General features: G+C 67.7%; 20 protein-coding genes. 4 read left to right on the top strand and 16 right to left on the bottom strand.

What is annotated here, in order from left to right:
• On the bottom strand, window positions 1-1158 hold the full coding sequence (locus tag AC1DJH_RS07050; protein WP_478185215.1) for an efflux RND transporter periplasmic adaptor subunit: 1158 nt from the start codon (window positions 1156-1158) through the stop codon (window positions 1-3).
• A 54-nt stretch (window positions 1159-1212) separates the two neighbouring features.
• The gene (locus AC1DJH_RS07045; protein ID WP_478185214.1) at window positions 1213-2757 is read right to left on the bottom strand and encodes an efflux transporter outer membrane subunit; all 1545 of its coding nucleotides are present in this window, start codon (window positions 2755-2757) and stop codon (window positions 1213-1215) included.
• Window positions 2758-3112: 355 nt separating this feature from the next.
• Between AC1DJH_RS07045 and AC1DJH_RS07040 the strand changes: the two genes are divergently transcribed.
• Entirely contained in the window at window positions 3113-3673 is a 561-nt protein-coding gene (locus AC1DJH_RS07040; RefSeq protein ID WP_435438280.1) for a fasciclin domain-containing protein, read from the top strand.
• Window positions 3674-3848: 175 nt separating this feature from the next.
• On the opposite strand, the gene AC1DJH_RS07035 is transcribed toward AC1DJH_RS07040, so the two are convergent.
• Window positions 3849-4565: a helix-turn-helix domain-containing protein gene (locus tag AC1DJH_RS07035; RefSeq protein WP_472111662.1), complete on the bottom strand. Its 717-nt coding sequence runs from the start codon at window positions 4563-4565 to the stop codon at window positions 3849-3851.
• A 68-nt stretch (window positions 4566-4633) separates the two neighbouring features.
• Here AC1DJH_RS07035 and AC1DJH_RS07030 point away from each other — a divergent pair, with 68 nt between their 5' ends.
• Together AC1DJH_RS07030 and AC1DJH_RS07025 are read left to right on the top strand one after the other, a co-directional pair.
• Window positions 4634-4864 carry a helix-turn-helix domain-containing protein gene (locus tag AC1DJH_RS07030; protein WP_435438282.1) on the top strand — a complete coding sequence of 77 codons (231 nt, stop codon included), beginning with the start codon at window positions 4634-4636 and terminating at the stop codon, window positions 4862-4864.
• 3 nt (window positions 4865-4867) lie between these two features.
• Entirely contained in the window at window positions 4868-5101 is a 234-nt protein-coding gene (locus AC1DJH_RS07025; protein WP_472111664.1) for a hypothetical protein, read from the top strand.
• Here the strand turns inward: AC1DJH_RS07025 and AC1DJH_RS07020 are convergent.
• The 10 genes from AC1DJH_RS07020 to argA form a co-directional block, all read right to left on the bottom strand.
• The gene (locus AC1DJH_RS07020; protein WP_435438283.1) at window positions 5052-5555 is read right to left on the bottom strand and encodes a hypothetical protein; all 504 of its coding nucleotides are present in this window, start codon (window positions 5553-5555) and stop codon (window positions 5052-5054) included. The two genes, AC1DJH_RS07025 and AC1DJH_RS07020, sit on opposite strands and share 50 nt — an antisense overlap.
• A 19-nt stretch (window positions 5556-5574) precedes the next feature.
• Entirely contained in the window at window positions 5575-7566 is a 1992-nt protein-coding gene (locus tag AC1DJH_RS07015; protein ID WP_478185213.1) for an ABC-F family ATP-binding cassette domain-containing protein, read from the bottom strand.
• A 173-nt stretch (window positions 7567-7739) separates the two neighbouring features.
• Complete coding sequence (gene prmB, locus AC1DJH_RS07010) at window positions 7740-8621, bottom strand: 50S ribosomal protein L3 N(5)-glutamine methyltransferase (protein WP_478185212.1); 882 nt, start codon at window positions 8619-8621, stop codon at window positions 7740-7742.
• Window positions 8618-9793 carry a succinyl-diaminopimelate desuccinylase gene (gene dapE, locus AC1DJH_RS07005; RefSeq protein ID WP_478185211.1) on the bottom strand — a complete coding sequence of 392 codons (1176 nt, stop codon included), beginning with the start codon at window positions 9791-9793 and terminating at the stop codon, window positions 8618-8620. Before dapE ends, prmB begins: the two co-directional genes overlap by 4 nt.
• Before the next feature lie 16 nt (window positions 9794-9809).
• Window positions 9810-10961: a PilT/PilU family type 4a pilus ATPase gene (locus tag AC1DJH_RS07000; RefSeq protein WP_478185210.1), complete on the bottom strand. Its 1152-nt coding sequence runs from the start codon at window positions 10959-10961 to the stop codon at window positions 9810-9812.
• Between the two features lie 64 nt (window positions 10962-11025).
• Window positions 11026-11850, bottom strand: coding sequence for a 2,3,4,5-tetrahydropyridine-2,6-dicarboxylate N-succinyltransferase (gene dapD, locus AC1DJH_RS06995; RefSeq protein ID WP_435438288.1), 825 nt, complete (start codon window positions 11848-11850; stop codon window positions 11026-11028).
• Window positions 11851-11916: 66 nt separating this feature from the next.
• Window positions 11917-13125 carry a succinyldiaminopimelate transaminase gene (gene dapC, locus AC1DJH_RS06990; protein ID WP_478185209.1) on the bottom strand — a complete coding sequence of 403 codons (1209 nt, stop codon included), beginning with the start codon at window positions 13123-13125 and terminating at the stop codon, window positions 11917-11919.
• 52 nt (window positions 13126-13177) lie between these two features.
• On the bottom strand, window positions 13178-14191 hold the full coding sequence (locus tag AC1DJH_RS06985) for a DUF3829 domain-containing protein (RefSeq protein WP_478185208.1): 1014 nt from the start codon (window positions 14189-14191) through the stop codon (window positions 13178-13180).
• Window positions 14192-14325: 134 nt separating this feature from the next.
• A complete protein-coding gene (locus tag AC1DJH_RS06980; protein ID WP_472111675.1) occupies window positions 14326-14964 on the bottom strand; it encodes a LysE family translocator in 639 nt (212 codons plus the stop codon).
• 34 nt (window positions 14965-14998) lie between these two features.
• Window positions 14999-16345, bottom strand: a complete 1347-nt coding sequence (argA, locus tag AC1DJH_RS06975; protein ID WP_116907571.1) for an amino-acid N-acetyltransferase — start codon at window positions 16343-16345, stop codon at window positions 14999-15001.
• A gap of 227 nt (window positions 16346-16572) precedes the next feature.
• On the opposite strand from argA, the gene hrpA reads away from it, so the two are divergent.
• A complete protein-coding gene (gene hrpA / locus AC1DJH_RS06970) occupies window positions 16573-20436 on the top strand; it encodes an ATP-dependent RNA helicase HrpA (RefSeq protein WP_478185486.1) in 3864 nt (1287 codons plus the stop codon).
• Window positions 20437-20505: 69 nt separating this feature from the next.
• Here the strand turns inward: hrpA and AC1DJH_RS06965 are convergent, their stop codons facing one another.
• The 3 genes from AC1DJH_RS06965 to AC1DJH_RS06955 all read right to left on the bottom strand — a co-directional run bounded on the left by AC1DJH_RS06965 (window position 20506) and on the right by AC1DJH_RS06955 (window position 22919).
• On the bottom strand, window positions 20506-20664 hold the full coding sequence (locus AC1DJH_RS06965; RefSeq protein WP_280806883.1) for a DUF3309 family protein: 159 nt from the start codon (window positions 20662-20664) through the stop codon (window positions 20506-20508).
• A gap of 144 nt (window positions 20665-20808) precedes the next feature.
• Window positions 20809-21981 (bottom strand): pyridoxal phosphate-dependent aminotransferase, encoded by a 1173-nt coding sequence (locus tag AC1DJH_RS06960; protein ID WP_478185207.1) that lies wholly within the window; start codon window positions 21979-21981, stop codon window positions 20809-20811.
• Complete coding sequence (locus AC1DJH_RS06955; RefSeq protein ID WP_435438294.1) at window positions 21978-22919, bottom strand: CysB family HTH-type transcriptional regulator; 942 nt, start codon at window positions 22917-22919, stop codon at window positions 21978-21980. The genes AC1DJH_RS06960 and AC1DJH_RS06955 overlap by 4 nt, the downstream gene beginning before the upstream one ends.
• Window positions 22920-22940 lie beyond the last annotated feature (21 nt).

Genomic DNA, 22940 nt, shown 5'->3' with positions numbered 1-22940 from the left:
TCACCTTTCCTGGGGCTTCGGGTTCGGGTCGTTGGTCGGCTGGACGCTGTTGTCCACCGTGACCGGCGTGCCGTTCTTCAGCTTGTTCTGCCCGCTGCTCACCACCACCTGGCCGGCCTGCAGGCCCTTGACGATGGAGATCTGGTCGCCGCGCGTCGGGCCGGTCTCGATGAAGACCTGCTGGGCGATGAGCTGCGGCTTGCCTTGTGCATCGGTGGCTGGCGCGGGGGCCGGCGTTCCCGCGGCACCGGGGGCACCAGGCTTTGGCGGCTCGGCCTGCTTCACCACGTACACCGTCGAGCCGTAGGGGTTGTAGGTCACGGCGGTGGAGGGCAGCGTGAGCCGTTCCTGCGCGCCGCCGATGTCGATCTTCACGTTGGCGAACATGCCGGGCAGCAGCACCTGCTTCGGGTTGGCGATGGTGGCCTCGACCTGCACGTTGCGCGTGGCCGAATCGACCTTGGGGCTGATCGCGTTGATCTTGCCGCTGAAGGTCTGGTCGGGGAAGGTGTCGACCGACAGGTTCACCACCTGGCCGACCGCGAGGCCCGCGAGCTGTTGCTGCGGCAGCGAGAAGTCGACGTAGATCGGGTCGAGCGTCTGCAGCGTGACCAGCTTGTCGCCCGCGTTCACGTACTGCCCCGGGTTGAGCGCCGAGATGCCCAGGCGGCCCGCGAAGGGCGCGCGGATCGACTTCTTCGCCACCACCGCGGCCTGCTGTTCGACCTGCGCGCGCTTGGCCTTGAGGTCGTTGGTGTCGGCGTCGATCTGCGCCTGGGCCACGGCCTGCACCGCCAGCTGTGCCTGGTCGCGCTTGAGCACCGTGGCGGCCTGCGCCGCGGCGGCTTCGGCGGAATGCAGCAGGGCGATGTCGGAGTCGGCGTTGAGCTCGACCAGCAGCGCGCCGGCCTTCACGTCCTGGCCCGACTTGAAATGCACGGCGCGCACCAGGCCCGCCACCTCGGTGCTGAGGTCGGCGCCGCGCACCGGATTCAGCGTGCCCACCGCGGTGAACTGCGACTGCCACTGCAGCTTCTGCACCTCGACCGTCGACACGGTCTGCGCGCCCGGCTTGGGAACGGCCGCAATCAGCGCGCGGATCTGCAGGAACTTGCCGAGCGCGAGCACGGCGACCAGCAGCAGAACGCAGCCGATCATGATGATCATTCTCCGGGTCATAGGTAGGCTTTTCTTGGAGTTATTGGAGGGTGGTCAGTTGCGGGTGGCCGCGGGCTGGCCGGCCGGCGCGAAGGGCACGGAAGGGGCGGAAGGGGCCGACTGGGCCGGCGCGATCACCGCATCGGCCAGCGCACCGCGGTTCCACCAGCCGCCGCCCAGCGCCTGGAACAGCGCGGCCGTGTCGGCATAGCGCGCGGCCTGCGCCTGCACCAGCGCGGTGTGCGTCTGCAGCCAGGCCTGCTGCGCGGTGAGCAGCGTCACGTAGCTCACCGCACCGGCGCGGAACTGCGCGGTCGACAGGTCGAGCGACTGCCGGGCCAGCGACTCGGCCGTGGCCTGGGTCTGCAGCGCCGTGGCGTCCAGCTCCAGCGCGCGCAGGGCATCGGCCACGTTCTGGAACGCGCCCAGCACGGTGTTGCGGTACTGCGCCGCCGCCGAGTCGTAGGCCGCGACCGCCGCGCGCTGCTGGGCGCGCAGCGCGCCGCCGTTGAAGATCGGCTGGGTGAGCCCGGCACCGATGTTCCACAGGGTGGTCGGGCCGGTGAACAGGTCGCGTGCGCGCAGCGCGCTGTTGCCGTAGCTGCCGCTCAGCTGGATCTGCGGATACAGGTTGGCCGTGGCCACGCCGATCGCCGCGCTGGCCTGGTGCAGTTGCGCCTCGCTGGCGCGCACGTCGGGCCGCTGGCGGGCGAGCTCGGAGGGCAGCGACAGCGGCAGGGCCTCGGGCAGCGACAGGCTCGCCAGGTCGAACTCGGGCAGGCCCGCCTCGGACGGCAGGCGCCCCGCGAACACCGCGAGCTGATGGCGCGTTTGCGCCAGTGCCTTCTGGATGGGCGGCAGGGTGGCCGTGGTTTGCGCGACCTGCGTGCGCTGCTGCAGCACGATCGACTTGGAGATGGCGCCGGTGTCGAACTGCTTTTCGATCACGTTGAGCTGCTCGCGTTGCGCCTGCAGCACTTCGAGCGCGGCCTGCAACTGGGCGCGCAGCGAGGCCTCGCGGATGGCCGTGGTCACCAGGTTCGATGTGAGCGTGAGGTACACCGCCTCGACCTGGTAGCGCTGCGTCTCGACGGCGGCCTGCGCGCTTTCGAGCTGGCGGCGTGAGCCGCCGAACACGTCGAGGTTGTAGCTGACGTTGACCGACGCGTTGTACAGCGTGAGCAACTGGCCGCCCGGCACCTGCGAGGTGATTTCGGACGCGCGTTCGCGCTGCGCGCCGAGCTGCGCCGAGACCTGCGGCCACAGCAGGTTGCCCGACTTGGCGTCGTAGGTGGCTTCGGCCTGCCGCAGCGCGGCCTGCGCCGAGGCGAGCGTGGGACTTTGCGCGAGCGAGGCGCGGATCAGCTGGTCGAGCGGCTCGGAACGGAACACGTCCCACCACTGCGCGGGAATGTCACGGCCCGGCAGCAGCGTCTGGGCCTGGCCGCCCGGCACGTCGGCCTGCGCGGTGCGCGCGGGCACGGGTGCGGGGGTGTAGTCGGCGCCCTGCGCGGCCACGGGCAGGTCGGGCGTCTTGAAGTCGGGGCCGACCGCGCACGCGCTCAGCAACAAGGCGGCGCCGAGCGCGGCGCCCTGCATGGCCCCGGGAATCCCTGAGGCAGGCCACCCTCGTCGCCGGCGCGCGGGGGCCGCGCGCGGCGAAAAGGGTATGTCCTCCAACGCGTTGTGGTTTCGATGTGGCATGGGGCAGCGTTTGTACACCCGGAACGGCACGGGCACCTGACTTGTTTCTGAATGTCGTCGCGACCGCCGCGCAGCGCGAGCGCGATGAGACGAAATTGGTATTACGGGGCGCGAAGTGCATCGGTGCAGCGCGAAGCGTGGCCGTGTTTTTCTTTTTTGCCGGGGCCGAATCTGTTCCGCGCGGGCACCCGTATTGATTCCAGCCGCCGCCATTTCGCGGTGGTTCATTCATTCATCTGGAGCAATTTCCATGCAGAGCAAACTTCATCGCATCGCCGCCGTCTCTCTCGCCGTCGCGCTGTCCGCAGGGGCCTTCTCGGCCATGGCGGCTTCTGTCATGGTGGGCGGTGCGCCGATGCTGCCGACCAAGGACATCATCGACAACGCCGTGAACTCGAAGGACCACACCACGCTGGTCGCTGCCGTGAAGGCCGCGGGCCTGGTCGACACGCTCAAGGGCCCGGGTCCGTTCACCGTGTTCGCGCCCACCAACGCCGCCTTCGCCGCACTGCCGGCCGGCACGGTCGACACGCTGCTCAAGCCCGAGAGCAAGGACGCCCTGACCGGCGTGCTGACGTACCACGTCGTGGCGGGCAAGCTGGATGCGGCCGAGCTGAAGAAGGAAATCAAGGCCGGCAAGGGCTCGGCCGAACTGAAGACGGTGGCCGGCGGCGTGCTGGTGGCCAAGGAAAAGGGCGGCAAGATCACGCTGACCGACGAAAAGGGCGGCACCGCCACCGTGACCATTCCCAACGTGTACCAGTCGAATGGCGTGATCCACGTGGTCAACAAGGTGCTGCTGCCCAAGTGATCTTCGCTTGCAGGCTCGCCCAAAAAAACAGCCCGCTGTAAGGCGGGCTGGAAGGTGACCTGCTGGAGGAGGGAGGATCAGAGAGTGCAGGCCACAGGGAGAGACATGACTATCTCTCCCGAACCTGCACACAACCTGACCTCGTTGAAATCTTGTCTCGAAAGACGACGGACAGTCAGTCCTCGTCTTCCCACTTCCCCACGACGGTGCCCAGCACGGTGAACGCCACGCGAATGGGTTCGTGCCTCGGGTTCAGCGGCATCAGCCAGCGCCTGCCGTCCTCGTGCTTGAACACCTTGCATGTGACCTCGCCGGTCTCGTCGAGCCTCGCGACGACGCGCTCGCCGTCTTCGGGCGTCTTCAGTTGCGTGTCGACGAACACGAGCGACCCCGCCGGGTAGCTCTTCAGCTGACCGCTGTTCGCGGTCATGCTGTTGCCGCGCATGCGCAGCGCGTAGGTGTCCAGGCTGTGATGCGCAATGCAGGGAATCCAGCGCTCGGGCTGGCGCTGCTGCGTTGCTGGAAGTTCTCCCCAGTGCGCGGCGTCTTCCCACGCGATCAGCGGCACGGTGCCCGGCGTGTTCGGATTGAACGCCGGGCTCACGGGCGGCGAATGGGTCACGCGATAGGGCCCTGCCGGCTCGTTGACGAGATACAGGGACCGGCGGATCTGGTTGGGGTCCCAGGGCGCGGGTCCGTCGCCGGTGTCCAGCCAGTTGGGATCGGCGCGGTAGGCCCGCGCCAGGGCCAGCACGCTCATCGACCGGCTGGTGTCTCCACGCTCGATCTTCGAAATGCTGGACTGCTTGACGCCCGAAGCAGCCTCGGCTTGCTTCTGCGTCATCTTGGCGAATTTACGCGCGGCCAAGGCGCGGCTTGCAATGGTCTCCATGGCCGGAATTTAAGCCCAGATGAATATTCCATGGAGACTCTAGAATATTAAAAAAAGGGAGGACGTCCATGAAGCCACGCGAGTTGGTCAAGGCGTTGAGAGCCATGGGGCTGACGCAGATGCAGATCCAGCAGAAAACTGGAATTCCACAACCGACGGTCAGCAAGATCGGCCTGGGGCGGGTGAACGACGTGATGTCGCGCCACTACCTGGCGTTGCTGGCCGCCTACGAGCAGCAGCTGAAGGAAGAGGCGGCGCGCCCGTCGAGCGCCTTCGATGTTCCACCGCCCCATGACTGAGGCGTGCATGGCCCTCGGTCGTCGGGCCTGTGGCTCGACCGTGCACTGTGCGCAGTGGTGGCGCTGCTGTCCCTTGCGGGGCTGATCTACGGGCTGGCGATGGGGCGCACGGCCTGGGCCGGGGGCAGCTGCTTCGGGCTGGCCGGGGCCGCGTGGGCGGCGCAGGTGCTGTTCGACCGCGAGGCGCTCAGGCGCTCGCGTGCGGTTCGGGCGGCGCGAGGGCGAGCGTGGCGCTGACGCGCACGCAGTCCTTGATGTGCTGCTCGCCCAGCGCGCGCAAGGCCGCATAGCCCAGCGCGGCCGACACCAGCTGCCCCGCAATGGGCACGTACTTGGTCGCCTGCTTGGCCGTGAGGCGCACGCCCGCGTGCTTGGCCAGGCGGATCAGCAGGTCGCGCGTGACCAGCCGTCCGACCAGCAGCGCGCCCACCGTGGTGGCCGCCTTCTGGATGCGCTCGCGCTGGTGCGGCGCGAGCTTTTCGACCTGGGTGACCGAGAGCCCGAACTCGGCACTGATCTGCGGCACCAGCCGCGACAGCAGTGCCGCATCGGCCGCCCAGTCGATGCCGGGCAGCGGCACGGCGCTGGCCGCGGCCGCCATCAGGGCCTTGCGCCCGATCAGGCGGCGGCTGCGCAGCACGGCGGCGATGAGCTTTTCATCGCCGCCGGCGAGTTCGATGGCAGACGGCATCCGGTGCCCCTTGTCAGGTTCAGGCCGCGAGCGCTTCGAGCTGGTCCGACAGGGCCAGCCAGCGCTCTTCGAGGCGGCCGATTTCGTCGTTGAGGGCCTTCAGCCGCTTGCCCGCATCGGCAATCTCGGCGGAAGGCAGCGGCTGGCTCATGCGGGCCTCGAGCGCGGCGCGCTCGGTGCTTGCGGCTGCCATGCGTTCATCGATCTGGGCGATTTCTCGCTTGATCGGCTTGGCCTGCTCGTTGCGCTGCTGGCGCTCCTGGGCGTCCTGCTTGCGCTGCTGCGGCACGGCGGGCGCCGCCATCGGCGCGGCGGCTGCCGCGGCTGCGGTGCTGATCGCCTCGCGCGTCGCGACCTTGGCCTCTTCGCGCATGCGCTTGGCCTCGTCGAGCAGGTAGCGCTGGTAGTCGTCCAGGTCGCCGTCGAAATCGGCCACGACGCCGCGGCCCACGAGCCAGAACTCGTCGCACACCGAACGCAGCAGCGCACGGTCGTGGCTCACCAGCATCAGCGTGCCTTCGAACTCGTTGAGCGCCACGGCCAGGGCCTCGCGGGTGGCGAGGTCCAGGTGGTTGGTGGGCTCGTCCAGCAGCAGCAGGTTGGGGCGTTGCCACACCATCATCGCGAGCACGAGGCGGGCTTTTTCGCCGCCGCTCATGGTGCCCACGGGCTGCTTGACCATGTCGCCGCTGAAGTTGAAGCTGCCCAGGTAGCCGCGCAGCGCCTGCTCGCCGGTGGCTTCCTTCACGGCGCTGCCGAGTTCGCGCGCCATGCGCACCATGTGCTCGAGCGGGTTGTCCTGCGGGCGCAGCACGTCGAGTTCCTGCTGGGCGAAGTAGCCGATGTTCAGGCCCTTGCCTTCGGTGACTTCGCCGGCCAGCGCGCCCATTTCGCGCGCGATGGTCTTCACCAGCGTCGACTTGCCCTGGCCGTTGGCGCCCAGGATGCCGATGCGCTGGCCCGCCAGCACCGAGCGGCTGACCCCGCGCAGGATGGTCTTGGGCGCGGCGTCTTCCACTTCGTAGCCGAAACTCGCGTTGCTGATCGACAGCATCGGGTTGGGAATGTTGCCCGGCTCCTTGAACTCGAAGGTGAAGTCGGCCTCTGCGAGCAGCGGCGCGACCTTCTCCATGCGCTCCAGCGCCTTCACGCGGCTTTGCGCCTGCTTGGCCTTGCTGGCCTTGGCCTTGAAGCGGTCGATGAACTTCTGCAGGTGGGCGATCTTGTCCTGCTGCTTGCTGAAGGCGGTTTGCTGCAGCGCCATCTGCTCGGCGCGCAGGGTCTCGAAGGCGCTGTAGTTGCCGCCGTAGCGCGTGAGCTGGGCGTTGGCGATGTGCAGGGTGACGTCGGTCACGGCGTCGAGAAACTCGCGGTCGTGGCTGATGACGATCATGGTGCCGGCGTACTTCTGCAGCCAGGCTTCGAGCCAGACCAGTGCGTCCAGGTCCAAGTGGTTGGTGGGTTCGTCGAGCAGCAGCAGGTCGCTCGGGCACATCAGCGCGCGGGCCAGCTGCAGGCGCATGCGCCAGCCGCCCGAGAAGCTGTTGACGGCGCCGTCGAGCTCGTTCGACTTGAAGCCCAGCCCCAGGATCAGCGCCTGCGCGCGCGGCACGGCGTCGTGCTCGCCGGCATCGGCCAGGTCGGTGTAGGCATGGGCCAGTTCCATGCCGATGTCGGCGTCGTCGGGGTTCTCCGCATAGGCGGCCTCGATGGCGGCCAGCGTGGCGCGCAGCTCGGTCAGGCGGGTGTCGCCGCCCACGACGAACTCGGTGGCCGACTCGTCGGTTTCGGGCATGTCCTGCGCCACCTGGGCCATGCGCCACTGCTTGGGCACATAGAAGTCGCCGCCGTCTTCGTGCAGCGAGCCGTTGAACAGCGCGAACAGCGACGACTTGCCGGCACCGTTGCGCCCCACGAGTCCGACCTTTTCGCCGGGGTTGAGGTTGACGGTGGCGCCGTCGAGGAGTTTCTTGGCGCTGCGGCGAAGAATGACGTTTTTGAGAGTGATCATGAAAGAGGAACCGTAGGGGCGATTATCCCGCCCGGCCTTTTCGGCCTGGCGAAAAGGGACAAAGGCGCGGGGGACATCGCCCGGAAACTGGGGGCTGCGGCCGAGGGCCGCGGCGTGGGGATCGCAGCTGCTGGCCGCGAGAGGGCAACGAACGGGGCTTGGGGCAGGCGCCGCTAACGCGTGCCGGCGCCGGCCACCAGGGCGTCGCGGGTCACAAGCAAGACCTGGTCCTCGCCGGCCGAGGTTTCGAGCCACACGACTTCGAGCGCCGGAAAGGCCGCCTCGAAATGGCCGCGCTCGTTGCCGATCTCCAGCACCAGGACCGCCTGTTCGCTCATGCGCGCGGGTGCGTCGGCGAACAGCCGGCGCACGAAGTCCATGCCATCGGTGCCGCCGGCCAGCGCGAGTTCGGGCTCGGCGCGGTACTCGGCGGGCAGGGCGGCCATGCTCTGGCTGTTCACGTAAGGCGGGTTGCACAGCACCAGGTCGTACCGGCCGGGCACGTTCTGCAAACCATCGGATTCGATCAGCGTGACGCGCGCGTCCAGCTGGTGGCGGGTGACGTTGATGGCGGCCACTTCGAGCGCCTCGACCGACAGGTCGGCGGCAGCCACCGTCACGTCGGGGTAGGTCAGCGCCGCAATCACGGCCAGGCTGCCGTTGCCGGTGCACAGGTCGAGCACGCGCTGGGTGTGCTCGCCGAGCCAGTAGTCGATGCTGCCGTCGGCAACCAGCTCGGCAATGAAGCTGCGCGGCACGATGGCGCGTTCGTCCACGTAGAAGGGCACGCCCTGCAGCCAGGCCTCTTTGGTGAGGTAGGCGGCGGGCTTGCGCGTGGCGATGCGTTCGTCGATCAGCGCGGCCACCTGGGCGGCGTCGGCGGGGGACACCGGCGTGTCGGCCACGGCGTCGATGTCGTCCAGCGGCAGCTTCAGGCGCCACAGCACCAGCCAGGCGGCTTCGTCGAAGGCATTGGCGGTGCCATGGCCGAAGGCCACGCCGGCTTCCTCGAGCCGCTGGGCGCCGGCCTCGATGAGCGAGATGACGGTGCTCATGCGGTGAGCGCCGCGTCCAGCTGCTTGAGCGTGCGCAGGTAGATGTTCTTCAGCGTCTCGATCTCGGCCACGTCGATGTGCTCGTCGATCTTGTGGATGCTCGCGTTCACCGGGCCCAGCTCGACCACCTGCTTGCAGATCTTGGCGATGAAGCGCGCGTCGCTGGTGCCGCCGCTGGTCGACAGTTCGGTCTCGATGCCGGTTTCGGCGCGGATGGCGCCTTGCACGGCCGTGACCAGCTCGCCCGGCGTGGTCAGGAAGGGCAGGCCGCCGATGGTCCAGGCCAGCGTGTAGTCGACCTGGTGCGCGTCGAGCACGGCGTGCACGCGCTGCTGCAGCGACTCGGGCGTCGACTCGGTCGAGAAGCGGAAGTTGAAGTCGATCACCGCGCTGCCCGGAATCACGTTGCTCGCGCCCGTGCCCGAGTGGAAATTGCTGATCTGCCAGCTGGTCGGCTGGAAGTAGGCGTTGCCCGCGTCCCAGCCGCCGGCCGTGTTGAGCGCCACCAGTTCGGCCAGCGCGGGCGCCACCGAATGCACCGGGTTCTTCGCGAGGTGGGGGTAGGCGATGTGGCCCTGCACGCCCTTGACCGTGAGCTTGCCGCTCATGGTGCCGCGGCGGCCGTTCTTGATCATGTCGCCGCAGCGCTCCACCGCCGTGGGCTCGCCGACGATGCAGTAGTCGATGACCTCGCCGCGCGCGGACAGCGCGTTGCACACGACCACGGTGCCATCGACGCCGGGACCTTCTTCGTCGCTGGTGAGCAGCAGGGCGAGCGTGAGCTGCGGCTCGGACACGGCCTGCAGAAACTCCTCGATGGACACCACGAAGGCCGCCACCGAGGTCTTCATGTCGCAGGCGCCGCGGCCGTACAGCTTGCCGTCGCGGTGCGTGGGGGTGAACGGGTGGCTGGTCCATTGCTCGACGGGGCCGGTGGGCACCACGTCGGTGTGGCCGGCGAACACGAGCGTTTTTGTGGCCGCGGCGTTCCGTGGACGGCGCACCGCCCACAGGTTGGTCACGCGAAAGTCGGCCGGGCCGCTCTCGATGGTTTCCAGCGTGAAGCCCAGTGCCACCAGCCGTTCGCCGAGGATCTGTTGGCAGCCCGCGTCGTCCGGTGTGACGGAGGGGCGCGAGATGAGTTGTTCGGCGAGCTGGAGCGTACGGGACATCGGGAAAAGGCTTGGTTCAGAACTTCACGTCCAGCGTGATGTCGGTAAAGGTGGGTTCGTCGAGCTGGTCGGTCAGGGCGCGATCTTCGACCTGCTGCTGCTTGGGCGCCGCGCGGTTCTGCAGGCGCCACATGAGGTTGGTGGGCGAGTCGGCCTGGGCCAGGCCCTCTTCGCGGCTCACGCGCTCCTCGATGACGAGGCGGGCAATGTCTTCCTCGAAGGTCTGCGAGCCTTCGGCCATCGACTTTTCCATGGCCTCCTTGACGGCGGAGAAGTCGCCCTTTTCGATCAGCTCGGCCACCAGCGCGGTGTTGAGCAAGACCTCGAGCGCCGGAATGCGAGCGCCGGCCGGTGTGCGCAGCAGGCGCTGCGACACGACTGCACGCAGCGCGCCGCCCAGGTCGCCCAGCAGCGTGGCGCGCACCTCGACGGGGTAGAAGCTCAGGATGCGGTTCAGCGCACGGTAGCTGTTGTTGGCGTGCAGCGTGGCCACGCACAGGTGGCCGGACTGCGCGTAGGCAATGGCGGCGGACATGGTCTCGCGGTCGCGGATTTCGCCGATCTGGATCACGTCGGGCGCCTGGCGCAGCGCGTTCTTCAGCGCCGTTTGCAGCGAGGCGGTGTCGTTGCCCACGTCGCGCTGGTTCACCACCGATTTCTTGTTGGTGAAGGTGAACTCGATCGGCTCCTCGACCGTGAGGATGTGGCCGCTGGCGTGCTCGTTGCGGTAGTCCAGCATCGAGGCCAGCGTGGTGGTCTTGCCGGCGCCGGTGGCGCCCACCATCAGGATCAGCCCGCGCTTCTCCATGATGAGCGTCTTCAGGATGTCGGGCAGGTTCAGGTCGGCAAAGCCCGGAATGACGGCGCTGATGTGGCGCACCACCACCGCGTAGCTGCCGCGCTGGCGCATGGCGCTCAGGCGGTAGTTGCCGGCGCCTTCGAGCGCCACGGCCATGTTCAGTTCGCCCGTGCGCTCCAGTTCCTGGATGCGTTCGGCGGGGACCACTTCGGACAGCAGCGCCAGCGGTGCCGTGGCCGGCAGCACCTGCGCGTTGATGGGCACGCAGTTGCCGTTGATGCGGATCAGCACCGGGGAGTGGGCCGAGAGGTAGATGTCGGAGGCCTTGCGCTCGGCCATCAAACGAAGAATCCGCTCCATCATGTTCATCGGTCTCTCTCCTCGGGTGCTGTTGTTCTCTAAGGGCAAAAGCGATCGCTCGGAAAAGGGGCGATCAGTCGCGCAGCAGGTCGTTCAGCGACGTGGTCGAGCGCGTCTTGGCGTCGACCTTCTTCATGATGATGGCTGCGTAGGTGTTGTACTTGCCGCCGGGCTTGGGCAGGCTGCCGGCCACCACGACCGAGCCCGCGGGCACGCGGCCGTACAGCACGGTGTCGGTGGCACGGTCGTAGATGGGGGTGCTCTGGCCGATGAACACGCCCATCGACAGCACCGAGTTCTCCTCGACCACCACGCCTTCGACCACTTCCGAGCGCGCGCCGATGAAGCAGTTGTCTTCGATGATGGTGGGGCCGGCCTGCAGCGGCTCGAGCACGCCGCCGATGCCAACGCCGCCCGACAGGTGCACGTTGGCACCGATCTGTGCGCACGAACCCACGGTGGCCCAGGTGTCGACCATGGTGCCTTCGCCCACGTAGGCGCCGATGTTGACGTACGAGGGCATCAGGATCGCGCCCTTGGCGATGTAGCTGCCGCGGCGGGCCACGGCCGGCGGCACGATGCGCACGCCCGATTCCTTCAGCTCGGCGGCCGACAGGTGCGAGAACTTGGTCGGCACCTTGTCGTAGAAGCCCAGCGAGCCGGCCTGGATCTGCTCGTTGTCCTTCAGGCGGAACGACAGCAGCACGGCCTTCTTGATCCACTGGTGCACCGTCCACTGGCCGACGCTTTCACGGGTGGCCACGCGCAGCTTGCCGTTGTTCAGCTCGGTGATCACGTGCTCGACGGCATCGCGCACTTCGGCGGACGCAGCGGCGGGCGAGATGTTGGCGCGGTCGTCCCACGCGGCGTCGATGATTTGTTGCAGTTGCTGGGTCATGGAGAAAGTCTCGGGTGAAAAATGGGTGCGGGGAGAGCGGTTCGACTGGCAGGCGGATCGGCGGGATCAGCGAGCGCCCTTGACGAACCGGACGATGCGTTCGGCGGCCTCGACGCACTCGGCGGTTTCGGCCACCAGCGCCATGCGGATGCGGCCCCGGCCGGGGTTGGCGCTGTGGTCGGTGTCGCGCGCCAGATAGCTCCCCGGCAAAACCGTGACATTGTATTGAGCGTAGAGCGCGCGGGCGAAGGCCTCGTCGTCGCCAGCCCACACTTCGGGCACGCCGGCCCAGAGGTAGAAACTGGCGTCGGGCAGGCGCACGTCGAGCACCGGTTCGAGCAGCGGCGTGACGGCCGCGAACTTGGCGCGGTACTTGGCGCGGTTCTCGACCACGTGAGCTTCGTCGCCCCAGGCCGCGATGCTGGCCGCGCCCACGGTGCCGCTCATGGCGCTGCCGTGGTAGGTGCGGTAGAGCAGGAATTTCTTGATCAGGGCGGCATCGCCCGCCACGAAACCGCTGCGCAGCCCGGGCACGTTGCTGCGCTTGGACAGCGAGGTCAGGGCGATCAGGTTCCTGAAGTCGGGCCGGCCCAGCTTCACCGAGGCTTCCAGGCCGCTGAGCGGCGGCTCGTCCCGGAAATAGATTTCGCTGTAGCACTCGTCGGCCGCGATCACGAAGCCGTGGCGGTCCGACAGCGCAAAGAGCTTTTGCCACTCGTCCAGCGGCATCACGGCGCCCGTGGGGTTGCCTGGAGAGCAGACGAACACCAGCTGCGTGCGGGCCCAGACGGCCTCGGGCACGCTGTCCCAGTCGACCGCGAAATTGCGCGCGGCCACGCTCGGCACGTAGTACGGTTCGGCGCCCGACAGCAGGGCGGCGCCTTCGTAGATTTGATAGAACGGGTTGGGCGAGATCACCACCGGCTTGGGCGAGGCGGTGGGGTCGACCACGGTCTGCGCCAGCGAGAACAGCGCCTCGCGCGAACCGTTGACCGGCAGCACCTGCGTGGCCGGGTCGAGCGCGAGGCTGTAGCGGGTCTGCAGCCAGTCGGTGAAGGCGGTGCGCAGTTTCAGGTCGCCGGCGGTGGCCGGGTAGGCCGCCAGCGCCCCGAGGCTGGCGCTCAGGGCTTCCTTGATGAAGGGCGGCGTGGCGTGCTTGGGTTCACCGATGCCCAGGCTGATGGCGGCGAATTCGGGGTTGGGCGTGACGCCCGCGAACAGTTGCTTCAGCCGCTCGAAGGGATAGGGCTGCAACCTGGAAAGCAAGGGATTCATGCCCGGGATTATCGGCGACGGCCCCGCGTCCGGGGGCGCGCCGCCTTCTTCCTCAGCAGAGCGAATGGTTGAACTGGCCGATCATGTTGGCAAAGTTCTGGTTGTAGCGGTTCGCGGAGCTCACGATGCTGGAGCTGCGCATGTACGCCGGCATGCGGGCCATCGCGCCGGTTTCCTTGCGGGCGAACACGCCGGCCTTGATGTCCTTGACCATCGAGCGCGACTGGCCGATGAACTCGTTGATATGCAGCATGCTGCCGCTGCAGCTCCTGGCGGCCGCGCTGTTGTCTGCCGACTGTTCGGCGATTTTCCTGCTCCAGCCCGCGGCCGAGTCCGCCACCAGCGCCAGCGACGCCTCGAAGGCGGCCAGCGCCTTCGGGTCGTTGGGCGATTCGAAAAGCACGTTGGCATCGTTGTGGTTGAGCTTGCCGTGATAGATGAGCCCGGCACGGTAGTAGGCGGCGGTGTCCTTGGGCGCCTTCTCGAAGGCCTCCTTGGTCAGGGCCCGGTCGCGCGCACTCAGGCCGTTGTCGAAGGCGGCTTCCGTCTGGGCCACGGCGGTGAGCGCGGCCAGGTAGTCGGCGTTCATCTGGCGGGCCTTGTCGCCGTTGTCGGCGACGTAGCCTTTGGAATTTGCGTAGTTGTTCAGTTCGCGGCTCAGCGGCGACAGCACCTTGAGCGCGGCAGAGAACGCCTTGGCCGGCGCGTCGATCTCGGGCAGCGGCGCATCGATGGCGGCGGCGCTGTCCAGCTTCTTCGCCGAGCGGTCGATCCAGATGTCGTTCTGGATGCGCATGCTGGTCAGCGGCGCCTTGGCCTGCAGCAGCGGCACCTGCTGCGCCATGTATTCCTCTCGCGCCTGCTGGAAGGAGGTGCTCAGGTCGTTCGACACCTCGACGTAGATGTTGTATTTCTCCACCAGCTTCTGCTCGTTGGCGGCCTGCGTCGTCGCGGGCTTGTCTTGCGAGGTCTGCGAGGCTTGGGCCTTGTCGGATGCGTCGCCGCACCCTGCGAGGAGTGCCGAAGCGGTGACAAGCGTGGCTCCCAGGATCTTCCAGTACTTCATTCTTACTTTTCCTCCGTTAAAGAAACGCGCAGGCAAGCCGTCTCCGGCTTGCCGAAAAATCATCAGGGCAAGCAAGGCCCCGGGGAAACATCAAGGTGCAGCCCGCCGCACGCAGGCCGCGAGGGCGCGCGCGCTCAGGCCGCGCCGCGCCGGTAGAAGGCCAGCGAGCCGGCCAGCGCCAGCAGCATGCCGCCGCAGGCGCGGTCGATCCAGCGCGTGGCCGACACGGTCAGCAGCCGGATCGCGCGTGCGCCGACGAAGGCGTAGGCCAGCATCACCGCCATGTCGAGCGCAGCGAAGATCAGCGCAATCGCCAGGTACTGCGGCGCCTGCGCGGCCGCCGGGTCGATGAACTGCGGCAGCAGCGCCGAGCAGAAGATGTAGCCCTTGGGGTTGGTCACCGCCACCAGGAAGGACTTGAAGAAGATGCGCCGGCTTTCGCCTGCGGCGACCGACGCGGCGGCATCCGCGACCGGCAGTTGCAGTCCGCCCCTGGAGCGCAGCATGCGCAGCCCCAGCCACGCCAGGTATGCCGCGCCCACCCACTTGAGCATGGAGAACCAGAACTCCGACGCCGCCAGCAGCGCGCCCAGGCCGAGTGCGACGGCCCCGACCAGCACGAAGTCCGACAGCACCGCGCCCAGCATGCCCGGCAACGCACGCCGCACGCCGTGGCGCGAGCCGTTGCTCAGCGCCAGCAGCACGGTGGGACCGGGCGTGGCGATGGCGGCGAAGGCCACGAGCGCGAAGAGCAGGGCGGTGGCGAGCGTCATCGGGGCAGTCTCCTTCGTGGATTTCAGCGGCGCGTCAGATCTTCTTGACGAGCACCTGGCTCTTGCGGTCCCAGTTGTACTTGCGCTTGCGCGCCTCGGGCAGCCAGTCGGGGTTGACCTGCTGGAAGCCGCGCTTGAGGAACCAGTGCATGGTGCGCGTGGTGAGCACGAAGATGCTTTCCAGGCCCATGGACTTGGCGCGGTGCTCGATGCGCTTGAGGATGCGTTCGCCGTCGCCCTGCGACTGCGACAGCGGCGACACGGTCAGCGCGGCCATCTCGGCGGTCTTGGCCTCGGGGTACGGGTAGAGCGCCGCGCAGCCGAAGATCACGCCGTCGTGCTCGATCACCGTGTAGTGGCCTACGTCGCGCTCGATCTCGGTGCGGTCGCGCTTGACCAGCGTGCCGTCGCGCTCGAAGGGCTCGATCAGCTGCAGGATGCCGCCGATGTCGTCCACCGAGGCTTCGCGCAGGCTTTCGAGCTTCTCGTCGATCACCATGGTGCCGACGCCGTCGTGCACGTACACCTCCAGCAGCAGCGAGCCGTCGAGCGCAAAGGGCAGGATGTGGTTGCGCTCCACGCCGGCCTTGCAGGCCTTCACGCAGTGCTGCAGGTAGAAGGCCGTGTCGGTCGGCTTCTGGGCCGGCGGCAGCGAGGCGAGCAGCTTCTCGGCGGCGTCCAGCGGCAGCTCGGTGTCGATCGGGTTGTCTTCGCTCTCGGGCAGCTCGCTGTCCATGCGGATGCCCGGAATTTCCGTGAGGAAGATCAGCTTGTCGGCCTGGATCGAGATGGCCACGCTGGTGGCCACTTCTTCCATCGTCAGGTTGAAGGCCTCGCCGGTGGGCGAGAAGCCGAAGGGCGACATCAGCACCATCGCGCCGAAGTCGAGCGTGCGGCGGATGCCCGCCGAATCGACCTTGCGCACCAGGCCCGAATGCTTGAAGTCCACCCCGTCGACCACGCCCACGGGGCGTGCGGTGATGAAGTTGCCCGAAATCACGCGCACCGTGGAGCCGGCCATCGGGGTGTTCGGCAGGCCCTGGCTGAAGGCCGCCTCGATCTCGTAGCGCAACTGGCCCGCGGCCTCCTGCGCCGAGTCGAGCGCCACCTCGTCGGTGATGCGGATGCCGTGCGAGTAGCGCGCCTCGTGGCCCTTGGCCGCGAGCTGCTCGTTGACCTGCGGACGGAAGCCGTGCACCAGCACGATCTTCACGCCCATGCTCTGGATCAGCGCCAGGTCTTGCGCAATGTTCTGCAGCTTGCCCGCCGCGATCGCCTCGCCCGCGAGGCCGACCACGAAAGTCTTGCCGCGGTGCGTGTGGATGTAGGGCGCGACCGAGCGGAACCACGGCACGAAGGTGAAATTGAAGACGGTGGACATGGGGCGTGATTGTGCATTCATGAGACGTCGTTTGCCTGACTCGCGCCCCGTGGTTTCGCAGGCGGTTGCCGCCCCTCTGCACCGAACGCCCCGGGCACCGATAATCGACGGTTTGCCCGCCGCGCCAGCCCGACGACTGCCTTGCCTTGACGACCACGACCCCCTCCGCTCCCTTGCGCATCGAATTCCCCGAATCGCTCCCCGTCTCGGGCCGGCGCGACGAGATCATGGCCGCCATCCAGGCGCACCAGGTCGTGATCGTCTGCGGCGAAACGGGCTCGGGCAAGACCACGCAACTGCCGAAGATCGCGCTCGCCCTGGGCCGCGGCAAGCTGAACGCCGAACCGGGCAAGGGCCGCCTGATCGGCCACACGCAGCCGCGCCGCATTGCCGCGAGCTCGGTGGCCAAACGCATTGCCGAGGAACTAAAGACGCCGCTGGGCGACGTGGTCGGCTTCAAGGTGCGCTTCCAGGACCGCCTGAGCCGCGACGCCTCGGTCAAGCTGATGACCGACGGCATCCTGCTGGCCGAGACGCAGACCGACCCGCTGCTGAAGGCCTACGACACGCTCATCATCGACGAGGCCCACGAGCGCTCGCTGAACATCGATTTCCTGCTGGGCTACCTGCGCGAGATCCTGCCGCGCCGGCCCGACCTGAAGGTGATCGTCACGTCGGCCACCATCGACGCGGACCGCTTTGCGCAGCATTTCGCGTCGGCCGCCCCGCCGCCGGGCCGCCCCAAGGCGGGGGCGGCCCCCTCGGGGGGCAGTGACGAAGCGCAGCGCGGAGCGTGGGGGCCAATGATTCCGGCGCCCATCATCTACGTGTCGGGGCGTACCTTTCCGGTCGAACAGCGCTACCGCCCGTTCGAGGAGTCGCGCGAGCACGACCTGAACGACGCCATTGCCGACGGTGTCGACGAGCTCTGGCGCGACCCGCACAACGCGGGCGACATCCTGATCTTCCTGCCGGGCGAGCGCGAGATCCGCGAGGCGGCCGACCACCTGCGCCGCCACCTGAGCAACCAGCCGCTGTTTCGCAACGCCGAAGTGCTGCCGCTGTTCGCGCGGCTGTCGGGCCCCGAGCAGGACCGCATCTTCGACAGCCACACCGGCCGGCGCATCGTGCTGGCCACCAACGTGGCCGAAACCTCGCTCACCGTGCCGGGCACGCGGTACGTCATCGACACCGGCACCGCGCGCGTCAAGCGCTACAGCTTCCGCAGCAAGGTCGAGCAGCTGATGGTCGAGCCCATCAGCCAGGCCGCGGCCAACCAGCGCGCCGGGCGCTGCGGGCGCGTGGCGGACGGCATCTGCATCCGGCTGTACGACCAGAAAGATTTCGAAGGCCGCCCGCGCTTCACCGATCCGGAAATCCTGCGGTCGTCGCTGGCAGGCGTGATCCTGCGGATGAAGTCGCTGCGCCTGGGCGACGTGTCGCGCTTTCCGTTCCTGGAAGCGCCGTCGCCGCGCGCCATTGCCGACGGTTACCAGTTGCTGAACGAGCTTGGCGCGGTCGACGACGCCAACGAGCTCACGCCGATGGGCGGCGAGCTGGCCAGGCTGCCGCTCGATCCGCGCGTGGGGCGAATGATCCTGGAAGCCCGCTCGCGCGGTGCGCTCGAGGAAGTGCTCGTCATTGCGTCGGCCCTGAGCGTGCAGGACGTGCGCGACCGCCCCATGGAAGCGCAGCAGCAGGCCGACCAGGCGCATTCGAAGTTCGACGACGAAAAAAGCGAGTTCAGCGGCTACCTGCGGCTGTGGAAGTGGATCGCCGACGCGCGCGGCGGACATGGCGACACGCACAAGCTCAGCAACCGGCAGTACGAGCAGCTGCTGCGGCAGAACTTCATCAACATCCGCCGCGTGCGGGAGTGGCGCGACATTCATTCGCAGCTGCTCACGGTGGTGACCGAGCACAAGTGGCGCATCAACGCGGAGCCCGCGGGCTACGAGCCGCTGCACCTGTCGATGCTGGCCGGCCTGCTGGGCAACGTCGGCTGGAAGCTCGAGGACGACGAGGCCTATCTCGGCGCGCGCGGCATCAAGTTCTACAAGCACCCCGGCGCCCACTTGAAGAAGAAGCCCGGCCGCTGGATCGTGGCGGCCGAACTGGTCGAGACCACGCGGCTTTTCGGGCGCGGCGTGGCCAACATCGAGCCGCAGTGGCTGGAACAGGTGGCCGGGCACCTGCTGAAGAAGCAGTTGCTCGATCCGCACTGGGAGAAGAAGGGGGCGCAGGTCTCTGCGCTGGAGCGCGCCACGCTGTACGGCCTGGTGGTGTACAGCGGGCGCCGTGTCGACTTCACCAAGGTCGACCCGGTTGCGGCGCGCGAGATCTTCATCCGCGAAGCGCTGGTCGGCGGGCAATGGGAAAGCAAGTTCCCGTTTCTCACGGCCAACCGCAAGCTGGTGCGCGAGGTCGAAGGGCTGGAGCACAAGGCGCGCCGGCAGGACGTGCTGGTCGACGACGAGCTGATCTTCGCCTTCTACGACGCGCAGTTGCCCGCCGATGTAGCCAGCGGCATCACGTTCGAGAACTGGTACCGCCACGCCTCCAGGGAGCAGCCGCGCCTGCTGTTCCTCACGCGCGACGAACTGATGCGCCACCAGGCGGCCGGCATCACGACGCAGTCGTTCCCGCCCACGCTGCGCCTGGGCGGCGTGGACTGCGCCGCAACCTACCTGCACGAGCCGGGCGACGCCAAGGACGGACTCACGGCGAGCGTGCCGCTGTTCGTGCTCAACCAGGTCAACGAAGAGCGCTGCGAGTGGCTGGTGACGGGCATGCTCAAGGACAAGATCCAGGCGCTGCTCAAGAGCCTGCCGCAACGCCCGCGTTCGCGGCTGGTGCCGCTGCCGGAGTCGGCCTCGAAGCTGGCGGAAGAACTGTCGGCGCCCGAGCTGTTCGGCACGGGTTCTCTGACCGACGTGCTGCTCAAGCGCGTGCGCGACATGACCAGCATCGACGTGAAGCGCGCCGACTTCAAGCTCGACATGCTGCCGCCGCACCTGTTCATGAACCTGCGCGTGGTCGACGAGCATGGGCGCCAGTTGGGCATGGGGCGCAATCTTGGCGCGCTGAAGGCCGAGTTGGGCGCGCAGGCGCGTGGCGCCTTCCAGGCACTGGCGGGGTTGAACGTGAAGGCGTCGCCGCAGAAAAAGGCGGCCGAATCGGACGACCTTTCGGTGCAGCCCGCGAGGAACGCGCAACCACCCGCAGCGACCGCGCTGCCGGCCGGCCAGCGCTACACCGGCTGGACCTTCGGCGAACTGCCCGAACTGATGGAAGTGCGCCGCGGTTCGCAGTCGCTCATCGGCTTCCCGGCGCTGCGCGACGAAGGCGACGCGGTGACCATCGAGGTGTTCGACGAGCCCGCCGTGGCTGCCACGAAGCACCGTGCCGGCCTGCGCCGGCTGTTCGCGCTGCAACTGAAGGACGCGCTCAAGTACCTCGAGAAGAACATCCCCGACCTGCAGAAGATGTCGGTGGCCTACATGCCGCTGGGCACGTCGGAGGAACTGCGCACGCAGATCATCGATGTGGCGATCGACCGCGCCTTTCTGCAGGAGCCGCTGCCGAGCGACGAGTTCGCCTTCAAGAAGAGGCTGGAGGAGGGCCGAGGGCGTCTCACGCTGATTGCCAACGAGGTGGCGCGGCTCGCGTCGACCATCCTGGTGGAGTACGCCGCCGCCGCGCGCAAGATCAAGGACACCAGGATCCAGCCCGACGCCGTGCAGGACGCCGCGCAGCAGTTGCAGCGCCTGGTCGGCAAGCGCTTCATCGCCGATGCACCGTGGTCGCAGCTGCAGCACTTTGCGCGCTACCTGAAGGCCATCGTGCTGCGGCTCGACAAGCTGCGCGCCGACCCCGCGCGCGACGCCGCCAAGCTGGCCGAGCTGAAGCCGCAGGACCAGCGCTACTGGCGCCTGGTGGCCGAGCGCAAGGGCGTGGTGGACGACCGGATGCTCGAGTTCCGCTGGCTGCTGGAGGAGTTGCGCGTGAGCTTCTTCGCGCAGGAGCTGCGCACACCGCAGCCGGTGAGCGTAAAGCGGCTGGACAAGGCCTGGGCGCAGCTGCAGGCCTGAGCCGCGCACCGGCGCGCAAACGAAAAAAAGCCCGCGAAAGCGGGCTTTTTCATGGGTGACCGGCCGGGACTATATGCGGCCCATGAGCACCAGGATGATGACGATGACGACGATCAGGCCGACGCCGCCACTGGGTCCGTAGCCCCAGGACCGGCTGTACCCCCAGCTCGGCAGCGCGCCGATCAGTATCAGGATCAGGACGATCAGCAGAATGAATGAGAGCGACATGGTTTCTCCAGGGCGGTTGTTGTGATGAGCCTTGATGCTCGCCCCGCCCCGCCGAACGGATCGCCGGATAGCCGCTCCTTCGGTGGTCAGTGAACGTCCTACCGAGGGCGTCGGTGTGCCAGCCGCGTGCCCCCGGCGCTCGCGTCAAAGGCGTGCCAGCCGCTCCAGCGCCGCGTGCAGCGTTTCGTCTTTCTTGGCGAAGCAGAAGCGCACGACGCGCTGGTCGAAACCGTTGCCGTAGAAAGCCGATAGCGGAATGGCCGCCACGCCGATCTCGCCCGTGAGCCAGAGGCAGAAGTCGGCTTCCGACAGGGCGCTGACCCCCGAGATGTCCACGCACTGGAAGTAGCTGCCCTCGCTGCGCAGCAGCTTGAAGCGGGTCTTCTCGGCCAGGCCGGCGGCGAACAGGTCGCGTTTGCGCTGGTAGAAGGCCGGCAGCTCGAGGTAGGGCTCTGGCTGCGCCATGTACTGCGCGAGCGCGTGCTGCATCGGCGTGTTCACGGTGAACACGTTGAACTGGTGCACCTTGCGGAACTCGGCCATCAGCGGAGCCGGCGCGGCCACGAAACCGACCTTCCAGCCGGTGACATGGTAGGTCTTGCCGAAGCTGCTCACGATGAAGCTGCGCGCCGCCAGACCCGGGAACCGCGCCACGCTTTCGTGGCGGGCGCCGTCGTAGACCATGTGCTCGTACACCTCGTCGCTGATCACGAACACGTCGGTGGGGGCCAGCAACTCTTCGAGCTTGCGCAGCTCAGCCTCGGTCCAGACCGTGGCGCTCGGGTTGTGCGGCGTGTTGATGATGATGGCGCGCGTGCGCGGCGTGAGCGCGGCGGCGATCTTGTCGAAATCAGGCCGGAAGGTGCCCGGCGTGAGCGGCACGCGCACCACGCTGCCGCCGGCCAGCTCGATGTTGGGCACGTAGCTGTCGTAGCAGGGCTCCAGCACGATCACCTCGTCGCCTGCGCGCACCACGGCAAGGATGGCCGTGATGATGGCCTGCGTGGCGCCCGCGGTCACGGTGATTTCGGTGGCGGCGCTGTAGCGGTGTCCGTAGAGCGCGGAAATCTTGGCGGCGATGGCGTCGCGCAATGCCGGAATGCCCGGCATCGGCGGGTACTGGTTGTGGCCCGCGGCCATGGCGGCCGTGACGTCTTCGAGCAGCTTCGGATCGCAGTTGAAATCCGGAAAGCCCTGGCCGAGGTTGACCGCGTTCTTCTCGGCCGCCAGGGTCGACATGACCGTGAAGATGGTGGTGCCCACAGAGGGCAGCTTGGTGCCGATGGCCGGCGTGCGCGGGGCGTGAACTGTGCTCATAGCTCGTAGTCTTGTTGGTGGCCGCTCAGGGCCTTGGCAATCAGGTTGCGGTCGAGGCGGTCGGAGAGCAGCTCGGCGAACTTGAAGACGAAGTTGCGCAGATAGGCGCTGCGCTTGAACGCGACCCGCGCGATATTCTGGCCGAACACATGGCCCATGGGGCGCACCACGAGGTCGGCGTTCGACTCGTCTCGCACGGCCATCTCGGCCACGATGCCCACACCCAGGCCCAGGCGCACATAGGTCTTGATCACGTCGGAGTCGATGGCTTCGAGCGCGATGCGCGGCGACAACTTCTTCTGCGCGAAGGCGTGGTCGATGCGCGTGCGGCCGGTGAACGACGGGTGGTAGGTGATGATCGGCTCGAGCGCCAGGTCGTCGAGCGAAATGCGCTCCTTGGCGGCCAGCGGGTGGTCTTTGGGAAGTACCAGCACGTGCTGCCATTCATAGCAGGGCAGGGTCACGAGTTCGGCGTAGCCGTCCAGCGACTCGGTGGCGATACCGATCTCGGCGATTTCGTCGATCACCATGCGCGCCACCTGGTCGGGCGAGCCCTGATGCAGGCTCACGTTGACCTTGGGGTACGCCTCGCGCAGGTTCGCCACGGGCACCGGCAGCACGTAGCGCGCCTGGGTGTGCGTGGTGGCAATGGAGAGGGTGCCGCTGTCCTGGGCGCTGAACTGCTCGCCGATGCGCTTGAGATTGCCCACCTCGCGCATGATCAGCTCGATGCTGGCGATGACGTGCTGGCCCGGCTCGGTCACGCGCTTCAGGCGCTTGCCATGGCGCGCGAAGATTTCAACGCCCAGTTCTTCCTCGAGCTCGATGATGGCCTTGGAGACACCGGGCTGCGAGGTGTGGAGCGCCTTGGCCGCCTCGGTGAGGTTCAGGTTGCGCCGCACGGCTTCCTGGACAAACTTGAACTGATGCAGATTCATATCAAATTCCGTCTTATTACG

This window comes from Variovorax sp. 10N412 (assembly GCF_056394985.1).
The sequence above is the reverse complement of the archived record's forward strand: the minus strand, read 5'-3'. Positions and strand labels throughout refer to the sequence as shown.

Bases quoted from the DNA above. Each gene is read 5' to 3' on its own strand.
- AC1DJH_RS07050 (WP_478185215.1), bottom strand. From the start codon at position 1,158: ATGATCGGCTGCGTTCTGCTGCTGGTCGCCGTGCTCGCGCTCGGCAAG.
- AC1DJH_RS07045 (WP_478185214.1), bottom strand. From the start codon at position 2,757: ATGCAGGGCGCCGCGCTCGGCGCCGCCTTGTTGCTGAGCGCGTGCGCG.
- AC1DJH_RS07040 (WP_435438280.1), top strand. From the start codon at position 3,113: ATGCAGAGCAAACTTCATCGCATCGCCGCCGTCTCTCTCGCCGTCGCG.
- AC1DJH_RS07035 (WP_472111662.1), bottom strand. From the start codon at position 4,565: ATGGAGACCATTGCAAGCCGCGCCTTGGCCGCGCGTAAATTCGCCAAG.
- AC1DJH_RS07030 (WP_435438282.1), top strand. From the start codon at position 4,634: ATGAAGCCACGCGAGTTGGTCAAGGCGTTGAGAGCCATGGGGCTGACG.
- AC1DJH_RS07020 (WP_435438283.1), bottom strand. From the start codon at position 5,555: ATGCCGTCTGCCATCGAACTCGCCGGCGGCGATGAAAAGCTCATCGCC.
- AC1DJH_RS07015 (WP_478185213.1), bottom strand. From the start codon at position 7,566: ATGATCACTCTCAAAAACGTCATTCTTCGCCGCAGCGCCAAGAAACTC.
- prmB (WP_478185212.1), bottom strand. From the start codon at position 8,621: ATGAGCACCGTCATCTCGCTCATCGAGGCCGGCGCCCAGCGGCTCGAG.
- dapE (WP_478185211.1), bottom strand. From the start codon at position 9,793: ATGTCCCGTACGCTCCAGCTCGCCGAACAACTCATCTCGCGCCCCTCC.
- AC1DJH_RS07000 (WP_478185210.1), bottom strand. From the start codon at position 10,961: ATGAACATGATGGAGCGGATTCTTCGTTTGATGGCCGAGCGCAAGGCC.
- dapD (WP_435438288.1), bottom strand. From the start codon at position 11,850: ATGACCCAGCAACTGCAACAAATCATCGACGCCGCGTGGGACGACCGC.
- dapC (WP_478185209.1), bottom strand. From the start codon at position 13,125: ATGAATCCCTTGCTTTCCAGGTTGCAGCCCTATCCCTTCGAGCGGCTG.
- AC1DJH_RS06985 (WP_478185208.1), bottom strand. From the start codon at position 14,191: ATGAAGTACTGGAAGATCCTGGGAGCCACGCTTGTCACCGCTTCGGCA.
- AC1DJH_RS06980 (WP_472111675.1), bottom strand. From the start codon at position 14,964: ATGACGCTCGCCACCGCCCTGCTCTTCGCGCTCGTGGCCTTCGCCGCC.
- argA (WP_116907571.1), bottom strand. From the start codon at position 16,345: ATGTCCACCGTCTTCAATTTCACCTTCGTGCCGTGGTTCCGCTCGGTC.
- hrpA (WP_478185486.1), top strand. From the start codon at position 16,573: ATGGCCGCCATCCAGGCGCACCAGGTCGTGATCGTCTGCGGCGAAACG.
- AC1DJH_RS06965 (WP_280806883.1), bottom strand. From the start codon at position 20,664: ATGTCGCTCTCATTCATTCTGCTGATCGTCCTGATCCTGATACTGATC.
- AC1DJH_RS06960 (WP_478185207.1), bottom strand. From the start codon at position 21,981: ATGAGCACAGTTCACGCCCCGCGCACGCCGGCCATCGGCACCAAGCTG.
- AC1DJH_RS06955 (WP_435438294.1), bottom strand. From the start codon at position 22,919: ATGAATCTGCATCAGTTCAAGTTTGTCCAGGAAGCCGTGCGGCGCAAC.